Consider the following 12,307-nt stretch of genomic DNA (forward strand, 5'->3'; position numbering starts at 1 on the left):
TGCGCTGGGCTTCTGACGTGGTGGTACCGGCACGCTGGCCGCTGTCGACCTCGGCCTTCTTGACCCAATCGTTCAAGGTCTGCGGCACGCAGCCAATCTTGGGGGCTATTGATTCAATGGCTGCCCACAGCGAAGGGTAGTTGGCTCGGTGCTCCTGCACCATGCGTACGGCACGCTCGCGCACCTCGGGCGAGAACTTGTTTGACTTGGTCATAGCTCCATCTTCTCAAGTGTTGGAGCCTCCTCAAAACCCGGGGCGATTCAAGAACGATCAATGAAAGCTGCCAATTGATCAAGCTGATCTGGCGCTTGAGAGAGACATTGGCGCAATGCGCCTGAGAGAATACCCATCAATGAAAAAGGCAACGTGTAAACACGTTGCCTTTTAGCTCATCTAGAGGCAGCTGAACCTTAACTGACTGGCATTAGGCATAAAGCCCCTTTCAGTGTTTATCAAACATTCCCCATCAAGTCACTCGCAAGCTCAGCCTCCGTCATATCCCGCCGTGTTGATATCGCATGAATAGCTACTTCTAGTGGCTACCAGTCGGGCTCGTCGCAAAAACATCCGCGTGGAAGTCCTGTGCTAACAGGCCCATATCGGAAGCTGCTGTGCGCACTGATTGAACCAGGGAGGGTGAGCCACAGCAGTGCACCACATGATCGTGCAGGTTGCCAAAGTGTGTGCGTAGCGCGTCATCCACCCGACCTGCGTGAGCATCCGCAGGCATATCGCCTAGGTCGGTGATGGCTGCAATGTAGCGAAACTGTGGCCAGACTTTGCGCCACTTGTCGATGGCGCTAGGAAGATACAGGCCCGAGGGGTTGCGAGCCCCCCAGATCAGCGTTATGTCGCGCTGAACCTTGCGTTTGGCTAAGTCATCAAGAACGGATTTAATGGGCGCAAATCCCGTGCCACCTGCAACGCAAATCAGGGGCCTGGTGTCGTCAGGCTTCAGTGCGATGCTGCCGAATGGCAGTTCAATATCTAATGTGTCACCAGACTTCAACTGCTGGACGATAGTGCTGAAGCGGCCACCCGGTACATGCCGGATATGCAATGTGACACCATCACTCTCATGGGGTGGATTGGCCATAGAGTAGCTGCGGCTTTCCCCGTCGTCGAGGTGAATCAGCAGGTATTGGCCGGCTTCAAATTTGGCGCGCTTGCCCGCAGGCAGGCGCAGGCGCAGCAGCGAGACATCGGGTGCCGCCAGTGTATTGCTGTACACCTTGGCCGTAAAACGTTTGCGGGCTTCCGGGTCGAGGCGGCGAAAGGAGCTCGGCTGAATACGGATATCGCTGGCGGCGGTGCAGCTGCACAGCAATACCTGCTCCGAGGTGCAGAGTTCGCTGCGCACGGCCATGCCATTGAAGGAAGTAATATTTCCATCGAGCAGGGTGCTCGCACAATTGCCACAGCTACCTTTGCGGCAGGAATAAGGTAGTTCGATGCCAGCCTGCAGGGCGGCATCCAGCACGGATTGCCCGGGCGCGCAGGGGAACGCGATATCAGAGTCGTGGATATGGATTTGGTGATTCATGGAAGGGCCTCAGACCTGTTGGGCTCCGAGCAGGGCGATCGTGCGCAGGAGGGCCGTGGAGTCAGCCACGCCACGGCCTGCAATGTCCATGGCGCTGCCATGGCCTACACTGGAAAGCACCACCCTGCCACCGATGGAGAGTGCGCTGGCTCCGTTAGGTGCCAGCAGCTTGATGGGGATATGGCCCTGATCGTGCAGCATGGCTACATACAGGTCGTGCTTGCGCTGTGCCAGAACCATGTCAGCTCCCATGGGGCCGTCTACTGCTAGGCCGCGCTTGCGCAGTGTCTCGACAGCGGGAACGGTGATCTGGGAGTCCTCCAGGCCGAACAACTGTCCTTCAGATGCATGAGGGTTGATCCCGAATACAGCGACTTTTGGTTTAGGTACCCCGAGTAAGGTGCATGTCTGCACGGCAGCCTGCGCCGCGTTGACCACCAACTGAGGAGAGAGCCGCTCCAATGCGCTGCGCACGCTTTCATGCAAAGTGACATGCACTATGCGCAGGCCAGCCCCTACCAGCATCAGGAATACCTGGTCTTCGTTCATGTCAAGAACATTGGCGAGCAAAGATGGGTAGCCGCTGAACGCTATGTCCGCGCGGTGAATGGCCGTTTCATGGTGGGGGCAGGCGATGACGGCGTCGACTTCGCCGTTTTCGCACGCCCGGATGGCTGCTGTTGCAGATTGCACCGTGGATAGGCCTGCCTGCGGGGTGATCTCTCCCCATTGCACTGGTTGTGCCAGCGAGCCGGCTTCCTCGTGAATGAGGTCTTGAAGAAGGGGCTCCATTTGGCAGATCTGCGCTGCTTGTTCAAGAGCGCTCCACGGTCCATAGACCTTGATCAGGGATCTTTCGGCGGCAGACAACTGCTGAAGAGCTTTCAGTGCAATTTCAGGGCCAATACCGTGGGGATCGCCGATGGCCAAAGCCAATCTACGGTGCACTATTGTCATAGTGGCAATGCCATCAGTGTGTCCGTCACCGTGCTGTCGCAAACCGCGATGCGTTCTTGCAGGCGTAACTTGCCATCGATCGTGGTGAATTTGTCGAGGTACTCACCGCTGGCAAAGACCTCTGTTTCCCCTGTATGCATGATGCGCAGCACCATGAACGGCGTGGAAGCACTGGCCTGTGTTGCATCGCCTGACTGGATCGAAGGCAGACCCAGAATATGGCGATAGCGATGGCGCTCGTAGATATTGGCTTCGCGCAGCGCAGAAATTCGGTCGGTGAGCATGTCCTGTGAATCCGCCCAGACAATGCCGGCAGCAAGCCCTTCAGCATGATTGTCGACATTGGTGACGCGATAGTGGCAATCCTTCGTGAAGAAGGTTGGCCATTGCTCCATGGCGTCACTGTCTATGGTCTTCGCGTAAGCGGCATTGAAGGCCGCGATTTGAATTTCATTGATCATGCTTGCATCTCCTGTCCCATGTGCTTGCGGTAGGCTTTCCAAAAGCCGCGTACCGAGGTTTCCGTGGCGCGGCCCTCGCTAGAGCCTTCGTGGTCTCCGCCCATCTCGATGACCGCGTCAAGGTCGGCCGCACCTGCGATGCCGCGCTGAACGAATCCACCGACAGCTCCGTCTTCCATGGAAATGAATCCGGCCGGGCCGATGAGGTTGGCCTGTTTGAGTCTGACCTTGCGCTGCTCGGGACTGTCATCTGCATAGCCGAGATAGGTCCAGTTGAGTTCCGAGCTGGAGATGCTCTTGGGCAACAACTGACGCACGGCGATGCTGTTCTGAATCTGCTGCAGCACAAAGCCAGGGAACACAGAAAGGATCTGCAGAGTCACGCCGTCCTCGAACTCCTCGAAGCCCTCTAGAAGGCTGGGATCTTTGAGCCGGTAACGCTCGTTGTCGGAGCGGATGGCCTGGTCCTTGTACGAGTCGTCTTTGGCGCTACGATCGATCATGGAATAGCTCACATGGTGGCCACCCGACTCGTCGACGATGACGCCGCCTTTTTGTGAGAGGCGATTCAGCTCGAAGGTGGTGAAGAACATATGCAGGAGGCTGGCGTGATAGCTGTCCTTCACGTTCTCGAAGTAGAGCTTCCAGTTGTTAGGCAGCTTTTGCGTGAAGCGACCGATGACTTCTACGGGCTTGTGCAGCACGCGCTCTATGCGCTCGCAAATCTCAGGGCCAAGGTAATCCTCAATGCTGGGTACATCCTCGGAAAAACTGCCAAAGACCAAACCGCAAAAGACAGCTACACGGAGCTTGCGCGGGCCATGCTCTTCTTTGCAGAACGAGGCCGGCATGCCACCCTGGCCCTTGACGCCTTTCTCGAAGGCAACGCCGGTCAGATCTCCCTGTCGGTTGTAGCTCCAGGCGTGATAGACGCACTGGAAACTATCCGCACGGCCCGATTTTTCCAGCGCGATGAGCGCGCCGCGATGCGCGCAGCGGTTCTCGAAGGCATAGATTTCCTGGTCGGCATCCCGCACGACAACTATCGGTGTTTCACCAACAAAGGTCGTGCGGAAATCACCCGCCTCGGGGATTTCAGATTCCAGGCACAGGTAGTTCCAGACCTCGCCGCGATAGATGCGCTGCTGTTCCTGATCAGCATTGGCTGTGTCGGTATAGATACCGAAAGGCACGCGCGTATTAGTGGCCCCATGCCACTGGATGATGGATTCTTGCATGTTGATTCCTAAGGGTTAGAGCTTGACGTTGGCGGCCTTCAGCACCTTCTTCCACTTCTCGGTTTCCTGGCGGATGAACTGAGCAGTCTTGGTGGGATCCCAACCGCAGGGCACGGCACCCTGTTCCAGAAAGTGCTTGCGGATGTCATTTGATGACAGAGCCTGGGCCATCTGCTTCTGAAGCCTCTGTGCGATTTCTGCACTCGTGCCTGGGGGAGCCACAACAGAAAAGAAAGTCAAGGCTTGCATGGCGGGCCATTGCTGCTCGGCGAAGGTGGGGACCTGGGGCAATATTTGAGAGCGCTGCTCGTCGGCAACGGCCAGAATGCGCACCTTGCCGGCCTGGTGGTAGGTGGCCGACGAGCTGATGTTGTCGAAAAACACATCCACATTGCCACCGATCAGGTCAATCAGTGCCGGGGCTGTTCCCTTGTAAGGGATGACAGTCAGTTCAGTGCCAGTCAGCTGCATAAACATGGCAGCAGTCAGGTGAGATGTGGAGCCGTCGCCTTGCGTCGCCACAGTCACTTTTTTGGGATTGGCTTTGGCGTATGCAATGAACTCGCCAAGTGACTTAACAGGCAGCTTCGGGTTGATGACCAGGGCGTTGGGCACTGTGGCCAAAATCGTCACCGGTACCCAGCTAGTCGGGTCAAAGCTGAGCTTCTGATAGAGGTTGTGGTTGATGGCGATGGGCCCCGGAGGGGAGGCCAGCACAGTCATTCCGTCCGGCGGTGCCCGGAACACTAGATCGGCACCGATGTTTCCACCAGCCCCGGGCTTATTTTCAATGATCACGCCACCTGCGTAGTCCGCGCGGATTTTTTCGGCTACTAGGCGCGGCAGTACATCGGCGGTACCTCCCGCTGAGAAAGGCACGACGATCTTGAGAGGTTGATTTGACTGAGCCAGGCTACCTGTTGCGGCGACCGCAGCGGCAATGCCGATCAATGCTTCGCGTCTGCGAATGGATGCGTTGCGCATCTTGTCTCCTTCTTGTGTGGGGAACTGCAGTATGGGGATGTCGTACTTAGTGTTAAACCTGTTTTTGCGCTATGCGCAAAAATGTTGAAAACACCTTGATTTGATCGCTATGCAGGACAAGAACTTTGTGGAATCGCTGCGCAAGGGATTGGGGGTACTGACTTGCTTTGACCGTCGGCATACCCGGCTCACGCTGTCGGAAGTGGCCAGGCTCACGCAGTCCACACCAGCATCGGCCAGACGTTCACTCAGCACGCTGGTACAGCTTGGCTATCTAGAGAGTGACGGGAAGCTGTTCTGGATGCAGCCCAAGTCGCTGCTGATCGCCTATTCATTTCTGTCATCGCGCCCCATGCCTGCGTTGGCCCAGCCGCTACTGGACGCACTGTCGGAGCGCACCAGAGAGTCCGCTTCGCTTGGTACTTTGTTGGAAGACGATGCCATCATCATTGGCCGTTCGACCGCACGGCGCAGCTTGAGCACGGGCCTAGGAATAGGATCCAGGTTGCCGGTGTACTGTTCTGCGATTGGTCGGGTGCTGTTGTCAGGACTCCCCCAGCAGGAGGCGCGTGCAAGGCTGGAGATGATTGAGCGGATGGCTATGACCCATCAGACAGTGACTGACTTGGAGGAGTTGCTGGGTCTGCTTGATACTTGCCGGCAATCCGGATGGTCATGCAGCGATGGAGAGTTGGAGCTGGGTGTGCGCTCCATGGCGGCGCCAGTGCGCGACCCTCAAGGCAACACAATTGCTGCCATGAGCATTGCAGTTAGAGCAGAGAGACTCAGCATGAGCGAGTTCAAAGAGACTTTTTTGATGCCGCTGAAGCGCGCTCGCAATGAGTTGGAAAAAAAGTTGTATCCGCAAGGGATGTAATGCGCCACCATGTCTTTGCCTAGCGCAGCGGCTGAGGCTCGGGTTTGCGCCGTCCTTCCGATGTCGGGCGCATGCGCGGGGCGTGCAGTTGTTCCTGATCGGACCCGGCAAGCCCAAGCCTGAGAGCGAGCACAAACCCTTCAAGGCGTATGAGCCTGGCTATGTGCATGTAGATGTGAAGTACCTGCCCCAGATGCAAGATGAGGACAAGCGCCGCTATGTCTTTGTTGCCATTGATCGGGCCACACGCTGGGTGTTCATTGATATCAAGCAACACAAGACGGCAGCGTCCGCCAAAGCCTTCTTGGCCGCCGTCCGCAAAGCTGCAGCATTTAGGATTCACACCATCCTCACCGACCACGGCAAAGAGTTCACAGACCGCTTGTTTGGCAGTCGCACTCGCCAGCCCACAGGCGAGCACGAATTCGACCAGCTATGCCAAGCACTGGGGATAGAACATCGGCTCACCAAGCCCAGGACGCCAAAAACCAACGGCATGGTCGAGCGCTTCAATGGCCGCCTGAATCAAGTACTGCGCTCGCACCACTTCAACAGCGCAGAGGATTTGGAGAAGACGCTGCACAGGTTTGTCTGGCTGTATAACCACCACTTACCGCAAAAGGCACTGGGGCACGAAGCCCCAGTTCAAGCACTCAAAAAATGGAAGATGAAAGCACCTGATTTATTCGTCAAGAACGTGCGCAATCATCCGGGACCTGACAATTCTTGAATCCCAATGCCGCCGAAAGCTGTGCAGCCTCTTCCCTTAACAGCGCGGCATAGCCCTGCACAACCTCTTCGTCGAGTCTTGCGCTGGGACCGAATAGCCCTAGCGATCCCACCACGCGGCCGCTGCTGTCGAAGAACGGCGCAGCAATAGCGACAGCGCCCTCAATCAGCTCATCGCGACTGGTGGCGTAGCCTTCGAGGCGAATCTGCTTGAGCTGTTCGGTGCACCGCTTAGCTTCGGCGGCGTTTTCCGCGCCATAAGCGCTAAGGTCTTGCTTGCTCACGTTCAGCCATGCCAGGATCGAGCGACCACTGGCGCCCCGCACGAGCTTCTCGCGATAACCTACGCCCCGCTTGAAGCTCAGAGGCTGCGTGCTGGGAAGTTCGGCAACACATATCCTGAAAGCACCCTCATGTACGTGCAGGGAAATGGTCTCGCGGGTTTTCTCCCACAGGCGGCGCATCATGGGTTGGGCAACGGTTTCGTAGCTCATGCCTGCGGACCAGGCATGAGCCATCTGAGGGACTGCCGGGCCGAGCCGGAAACGCTGGGGTTCGCCCTCGGAAACGAGAAACCCCTTGGTATTGAGCGTATCGAGCAAGCGGTAGAGGGTCGGCCGGCTCAGGTCGACCCGCTTGAGCAGTTCGGCCACCAGCAACCCATCATCTCCGGGCCTGAAAGCCAGAAGCACGTCAAGAGCCCGCTGGACTGCGCGCACCCCGCCTTCGGATTTATCGGATTCGGACATGTCAACGGTTTTCTGATTCATGCCGATACTCTACCTGCAATTGTCCATCTAATGGATAGCGAACATGGGCAGTTGCGCTGTGCACAAGCGCTCGCCACATGGGAAGAGCATGCGGCTGGCGGCATTCCCTAGGCGCTACTGCCCTTACCTGTCATCCGCACACTGTTCCGATGCCGCTCAGCAATCCAGGACCAGGTTGCCTGAACGGCAACCAGAGACGCAGATCATCATGCTTTTGTTCGCCGCCCGCTCCTGCTCGCTCAGTATCTGGTCGCGGTGATCCACATCGCCAGAAATGACCCGGACCTCGCAGGCCCCGCACACACCCTCACGGCAGCTGTACTCGGGGTTCATGCCCGCGTTGATCAAGGTATCCAGCAAGGAAGTCCCCGCAGCCACCTGCACGGTCTTGCCGGTCCTGCGCAACTCGACGGCATAGCCGACTTCCGGTGTCCGGGGGGCTGCCAGCGGTGCGGCAGCAAAACGCTCCAAGTGCACATGCTCCAGCCCGAGCTTCTGACAGCTGTCTTCATAAGACGCCAGAAAAGCCAGAGGCCCGCAAGCATAGAAGTGTGCGCCTTCGGCGTGTCCTTGGAGAAGGCTGTACAGATCGGCACGCACACCCTTTTCATCCTTGAAGTGCCAGTCGACCGTCACCCTGCCGCCGGCCCGGGCAGCGATGGCCTCGATCTCCGGCACAAAGGCGGCGCTCGCGCGGCTGGATGCGCAATAGATAAGGTGCGCCGTCCTGCCCAGGACATCCAGCCTCCGGAGCATGGCCAGAACAGGCGTGATGCCGATCCCTCCGGCTACCAGCACGCTATGGGGGGCAGTTTCGACCAGAGGGAAATGATTGCGCGGCCCGCCAATCTGAATCGCTTGCCCAACCCGCAACTTTTCATGCACAAAGCGTGAACCGCCACGGCTGGCCGGGTCCAGTGACACCGCCACCACATAGCGATGGCGTTCCCCCGGATTGATCAGCGAATAGCTTCGGACCAACCCATCGGCCAGGTGCAGATCGATATGGGCACCCGCCTGCACAGGCTGGGAAAACTCCTGCACCGCAGCAAGCGGCCGCAGCTCCACGCTGAGGGTGCCGACCGCTTCGTAGCGCATCTGGTGAACGCGCGCCTGAAGATATGTAGAGGCCATGGCGTTACATGATGTGCAGGCCACCATCGACCATCAGAGTGGTCCCGGTGATGAAAGACGCCTCGCGGGAAGCCAGCCAGAGGATGGGCCAGGCGATCTCCTCCGGCGACGCCCAGCGACCTATGAGCGATGTGTCCTTGCGCTCCGTCCTGAGCTGCTCCACGCTCTTGCCCGCGTTGCGTGCCCTGCCGACGTGGAAGTCGGTCAACGTGGAGCCCGGGCACACCGCATTGGCGCGCACGCCGTGAGCGGCCTCCTCGAATGCCAGGCTACGGGTATAGGCCAGTTGCGCCGCCTTGGTCGCGTCATACAGGGCCATGCCCTTGCGACCCGTGACCGCATAGCAGGAGGACACGTTGACGATGCTGCCTGTTCCCGACTGCCTCAGCGCAGGAAGCGCAGCCCTGCAGTAGTTGGACATCCCCACCAGATTGACGCCGACCATGGCCTGCCATTCGGCTGCAGTGGCATCGGCTGCGGCACTGTAGTTTCGCATGGCGGCGTTGTTCACCAGGGTATCGAGACCGCCCCACTGCTGCACGCACTGTCCTACGGCTGCTGCTGCGGCGGCCTCATCTGACACATCGGCAGTCGCACATGCCAGCCGGGCTCCAGGCAGGGCCTGCAAAATGGCTTCGCGCGTGCGCTCCAGGGCCTCGGCGTTCGCGTCCACCATCAGCACCGCAGCCCCTTCCTGGCAGAAGAGATGGGAGGCGGCGGCGCCTATGCCCGCACCGGCGCCGGTAATCAAGGCGGTCCGTCCCGCCATTCTGGATTCACTCATTGTTCAATCCGCCTTTGCATTCGTTGCTTTGATGACCTCGCCCCAGCGCACGGTTTCAGTGGCTATCCAGTCGCTGAACTGCTTGGGGGTGCTGGCGATGGTCTCGAACTCCATCTCGTCCAGATGCTTGCGTATATCCGGGGAGTTGAGGATGCGAACCATGGCCTGGTGGTAGGTATTGATGACCACGGGCGGCGTTCCGGCAGGCGCTAGCAGTCCGATCCAGGACGTGGCCTCGAAGTCCTTGAGGCCGGATTCAGTCAGCGTAGGAATCGTGGGTGTGCTGGGAAAGCGCTTTGTTCCCGTGGAGGCCAGCAGCTTCAGGCGCCCTTCCTTGACGAAGCCCTGAACATTGCCCGGAACAAAGAAGCCGCCCTGGATATTGCCGGCAATCAGGTCCGTCACGGCAGGCCCTGCGCCACGGTAAGGCACATGGGTCATCTGGAAGCCCGCCGCCGATTTCATCATCTCCATGGTGAGGTGCGAGGCGCTGCCCATAGCCACGGAGCCATAAGAGTACTTGCTGGGATTCGCCTTAGCCTTGGCAATGAAGTCCTTCACATCCTTGAAACCAGCATCAGGATTGACCACCAGGTACTGCGGCGATTTCACCGCCAGCGTGATGGGCGCCAAATCCTTGAGCGGGTCATAGGGCATCTTGTCAAACAGGGTGACATTGATGGCCAAAGGCCCGTTGTAGCCGATCAGCAAGGTATGGCCGTCCGGCAACGAGCGGCTGACTTCGTAGGCCCCGATGTTCCCGCCAGCTCCAGGCTTGTTCTCTACCACGAAGGGTTGCCCCAACGCATCCTGAAGCTTGGGCGCAATCAGGCGCGCCAGTACATCATTCGTACTGCCCGTAATGGGCACGACGATGCGTACGGGCTTGGTGGGGCGCCATTCGGAGGGCGCTGTTGCCTGGCCCCAGGCCGCAGTCGCCATGTAGGCGCCTGCGACTAGGACGGCCTTGAGTGTCGTGGGGAACTTCATTTGATTTTGTCTCCGTCATTTCTCGTCGTGGCGTTTCTTGTTCAAAGGCTGAAGACCGGCTTCTTCGTCGCGTCTGCCAGCTCCTCGCGGGCCCAGGCCACCGGGTCCTGATCGCGGGGCAGTAGCACGCCTGCGGGCCGCACGTGCTGCTCGCTTGCGTCAAGGGCGGGAGGGGTTTCTCCCTGCTCTAGTCCGAGGGCGGCTTCATTGAGCATGCGACGCGCCATAACGATTGCCTTGTCTGTGGGTAGCAGCCTCTCCGCGGCATGGTCCTGGATGGGACCCATGCTTTCCTGCAGCGAATAGTCCTGTGCGGAGAAGCCAAAGATGCCGCTATAGGAGCGCTCTTCGCGCTGCGCCACTCGATCCATGCCATAGTCGTTGTTGCGATTCGCCTTGGGAATGAAGCTGCCGGGCGCTTCATACTCCACGTGTATGCCTTTGCCCTCCTCCATGGACCGTCGTTCTTCTTCAGTAAGCGGCTGATCCGGCTGCCAATTGATGCTCCAGGCCCAGCAGTTGTAGTCGTCGATAGGTACCCACACGTGGCCACCCAGCGCATGCTTACCGAAAGGAGCGATCAGCGTGAACCAGGGGAACAGCCACTGCGTGATGCGCCAGTAATAGGAATCGGGCTCGCCATTGCGGCGCCCGAACAGGCTCAGCCCGAAGGGCGTCTGCTCGATCTCGAACTTCACGTTGCCGTCGGCCTTGATGTAATCCAGCGCCTTGACACCCTGGTGCATGGGATCCGTATCCACCTCGAAGCGGTGCACATAGGACACATGGGCCGTGTCGATGCCGCCTTCCATGGCTTGCAGCCAGTTGCTGTATTGCAGGCGTTTGGAGACGAATACATGCTCCGGTGGCAGGGTGCACCACTCCAGCTCCGGAGGAACGGGTCTGTGTTCCTCGGGTCCCATGTAGGCCCAGACAATACCGCCGCGCTCCACGCAGGGATAGCCTTTGATGTGCATGCGGGCGCAGGATTGCGGCGAAGAGGGTACATCCACGCATTGGCCGTTGCCATCGAACTTGACGCCATGGTAGGCGCAGCGAATGCCGTTCTCCTCGTTACGACCAAAGTACAGCGAGACGCCGCGATGAGAGCAGAACTCGCTGATCAGGCAAGCTTTGCCATCCGTATTGCGAAAGGCCAGCAGCTTCTCGCCCAGCAATTGGACCCGCACCTGCGGCCCGTCCGCTTCGGCGATCTCGCTGGACATCAATGCTGGCACCCAGTAGCGGCGCAGCAGATTTCCCATTCGTGTATTGGGGCCGACGCGGGTGAGCGTCTCGGACATTTCCTTGTTCATGCTTTGTCTCCGTGAGGTGGTTTGATCTCGATCTTGTTCGCAAGATGAGACTAATGTCCATTTTATGGACCATCTGATCCATGTCAAATTTATCGATCTTGTCCACTCTATGGACATCAAAGAAGACAACGAAGCTCTACCGACGAGACTTCACGAGTGGGGGCGTTGTTGCATTACAGAGACTTCCCATAAAAGCAAGCGCTGATGGCTTTCTTTTTTGATAGACCTGACTGCCGTAGTGCTCAAGAAGCGTAAAACGAGGAACAGACTGCACATCTACAGATGGGCTGCTGCCGGTTTCGATGACACCTTGTTAAGGTGGCAGATGAAACCGGAGGTGGTTAATGGAGAGAAGAAGGACATTCAGTCGCGAGTTCAAACTCGAGGCGGTCAAACTGGTCGTTGAGCGTGGCGTGTCTGTGGCCCAGGCAGCCAAAGACTTGGACGTTCACGAGAACGTGCTGCGCAAGTGGGTGCGTGAGCTGAGGCAGCAGCCTCAGGAGGCGTTCCCTGGTAACGGCAA

Annotated in this window: 13 protein-coding genes and 1 pseudogene; 3 read left to right on the forward strand and 11 right to left on the reverse strand. The window is 58.5% G+C overall.

The window, feature by feature from the left end; translation table 11 throughout:
* The 6 genes from SJH88_RS16545 to SJH88_RS16570 form a co-directional block, all read right to left on the reverse strand.
* Positions 1–214: transposase (locus SJH88_RS16545; RefSeq protein ID WP_274755119.1), on the reverse strand; the 214-nt coding region annotated here is incomplete at its 3' end.
* A gap of 319 nt (positions 215–533) precedes the next feature.
* The gene (gene tphA1I / locus SJH88_RS16550; RefSeq protein ID WP_034369195.1) at positions 534–1,544 is read right to left on the reverse strand and encodes a terephthalate 1,2-dioxygenase reductase TphA1I; all 1,011 of its coding nucleotides are present in this window, start codon (positions 1,542–1,544) and stop codon (positions 534–536) included.
* A gap of 9 nt (positions 1,545–1,553) precedes the next feature.
* Positions 1,554–2,501, reverse strand: coding sequence for a 1,2-dihydroxy-3,5-cyclohexadiene-1,4-dicarboxylate dehydrogenase (tphBI, locus tag SJH88_RS16555; protein WP_047219859.1), 948 nt, complete (start codon positions 2,499–2,501; stop codon positions 1,554–1,556).
* Positions 2,498–2,962: a terephthalate 1,2-dioxygenase terminal oxygenase subunit beta TphA3I gene (tphA3I, locus tag SJH88_RS16560; RefSeq protein ID WP_034369201.1), complete on the reverse strand. Its 465-nt coding sequence runs from the start codon at positions 2,960–2,962 to the stop codon at positions 2,498–2,500. Before tphA3I ends, tphBI begins: the two co-directional genes overlap by 4 nt.
* Positions 2,959–4,200, reverse strand: a complete 1,242-nt coding sequence (gene tphA2I / locus SJH88_RS16565) for a terephthalate 1,2-dioxygenase terminal oxygenase subunit alpha TphA2I (RefSeq protein WP_047219860.1) — start codon at positions 4,198–4,200, stop codon at positions 2,959–2,961. The genes tphA3I and tphA2I overlap by 4 nt, the downstream gene beginning before the upstream one ends.
* A gap of 15 nt (positions 4,201–4,215) precedes the next feature.
* Positions 4,216–5,184 (reverse strand): Bug family tripartite tricarboxylate transporter substrate binding protein, encoded by a 969-nt coding sequence (locus tag SJH88_RS16570; RefSeq protein ID WP_154165079.1) that lies wholly within the window; start codon positions 5,182–5,184, stop codon positions 4,216–4,218.
* A gap of 109 nt (positions 5,185–5,293) precedes the next feature.
* On the opposite strand from SJH88_RS16570, the gene SJH88_RS16575 reads away from it, so the two are divergent.
* Together SJH88_RS16575 and SJH88_RS16580 are read left to right on the forward strand one after the other, a co-directional pair.
* The gene (locus SJH88_RS16575; protein ID WP_103739194.1) at positions 5,294–6,061 is read left to right on the forward strand and encodes an IclR family transcriptional regulator domain-containing protein; all 768 of its coding nucleotides are present in this window, start codon (positions 5,294–5,296) and stop codon (positions 6,059–6,061) included.
* A 115-nt stretch (positions 6,062–6,176) separates the two neighbouring features.
* A pseudogene (locus SJH88_RS16580) lies at positions 6,177–6,791 on the forward strand (DDE-type integrase/transposase/recombinase); the annotation flags it as partial.
* On the opposite strand, the gene SJH88_RS16585 reads toward SJH88_RS16580, so the two are convergent.
* The 5 genes from SJH88_RS16585 to SJH88_RS16605 form a co-directional block, all read right to left on the reverse strand.
* The gene (locus SJH88_RS16585) at positions 6,751–7,560 is read right to left on the reverse strand and encodes an IclR family transcriptional regulator (protein ID WP_082138180.1); all 810 of its coding nucleotides are present in this window, start codon (positions 7,558–7,560) and stop codon (positions 6,751–6,753) included. The pseudogene SJH88_RS16580 and the gene SJH88_RS16585 overlap by 41 nt on opposite strands.
* 156 nt (positions 7,561–7,716) lie before the next feature.
* Positions 7,717–8,694 carry a PDR/VanB family oxidoreductase gene (locus tag SJH88_RS16590; protein ID WP_047219862.1) on the reverse strand — a complete coding sequence of 326 codons (978 nt, stop codon included), beginning with the start codon at positions 8,692–8,694 and terminating at the stop codon, positions 7,717–7,719.
* Positions 8,695–8,698: 4 nt separating this feature from the next.
* A complete protein-coding gene (locus tag SJH88_RS16595; protein ID WP_047219863.1) occupies positions 8,699–9,478 on the reverse strand; it encodes an SDR family NAD(P)-dependent oxidoreductase in 780 nt (259 codons plus the stop codon).
* Between the two features lie 3 nt (positions 9,479–9,481).
* Positions 9,482–10,468 (reverse strand): Bug family tripartite tricarboxylate transporter substrate binding protein, encoded by a 987-nt coding sequence (locus SJH88_RS16600; RefSeq protein ID WP_052862776.1) that lies wholly within the window; start codon positions 10,466–10,468, stop codon positions 9,482–9,484.
* 41 nt (positions 10,469–10,509) lie between these two features.
* Complete coding sequence (locus SJH88_RS16605) at positions 10,510–11,784, reverse strand: aromatic ring-hydroxylating oxygenase subunit alpha (RefSeq protein WP_047219865.1); 1,275 nt, start codon at positions 11,782–11,784, stop codon at positions 10,510–10,512.
* A gap of 344 nt (positions 11,785–12,128) precedes the next feature.
* Between SJH88_RS16605 and SJH88_RS16610 the strand changes: the two genes are divergently transcribed.
* The coding region (locus SJH88_RS16610) for a transposase (protein WP_274755120.1) at positions 12,129–12,307 on the forward strand (179 nt) is incomplete at its 3' end.

Source organism: Comamonas sp. GCA5, from assembly GCF_036541385.1.
Taxonomy (GTDB): Bacteria; Pseudomonadota; Gammaproteobacteria; order Burkholderiales; family Burkholderiaceae_C; genus Comamonas; species Comamonas aquatica.

Excerpts from the sequence above, each read along its gene's own strand:
- SJH88_RS16590 (WP_047219862.1), bottom strand. The coding sequence starts at position 8,694 with ATGGCCTCTACATATCTTCAGGCGCGCGTTCACCAGATGCGCTACGAA.
- tphA2I (WP_047219860.1), bottom strand. The coding sequence starts at position 4,200 with ATGCAAGAATCCATCATCCAGTGGCATGGGGCCACTAATACGCGCGTG.
- SJH88_RS16575 (WP_103739194.1), top strand. The coding sequence starts at position 5,294 with ATGCAGGACAAGAACTTTGTGGAATCGCTGCGCAAGGGATTGGGGGTA.
- tphBI (WP_047219859.1), bottom strand. The coding sequence starts at position 2,501 with ATGACAATAGTGCACCGTAGATTGGCTTTGGCCATCGGCGATCCCCAC.
- SJH88_RS16600 (WP_052862776.1), bottom strand. The coding sequence starts at position 10,468 with ATGAAGTTCCCCACGACACTCAAGGCCGTCCTAGTCGCAGGCGCCTAC.
- SJH88_RS16585 (WP_082138180.1), bottom strand. The coding sequence starts at position 7,560 with ATGAATCAGAAAACCGTTGACATGTCCGAATCCGATAAATCCGAAGGC.
- tphA3I (WP_034369201.1), bottom strand. The coding sequence starts at position 2,962 with ATGATCAATGAAATTCAAATCGCGGCCTTCAATGCCGCTTACGCGAAG.
- SJH88_RS16605 (WP_047219865.1), bottom strand. The coding sequence starts at position 11,784 with ATGAACAAGGAAATGTCCGAGACGCTCACCCGCGTCGGCCCCAATACA.
- tphA1I (WP_034369195.1), bottom strand. The coding sequence starts at position 1,544 with ATGAATCACCAAATCCATATCCACGACTCTGATATCGCGTTCCCCTGC.
- SJH88_RS16570 (WP_154165079.1), bottom strand. The coding sequence starts at position 5,184 with ATGCGCAACGCATCCATTCGCAGACGCGAAGCATTGATCGGCATTGCC.
- SJH88_RS16595 (WP_047219863.1), bottom strand. The coding sequence starts at position 9,478 with ATGAGTGAATCCAGAATGGCGGGACGGACCGCCTTGATTACCGGCGCC.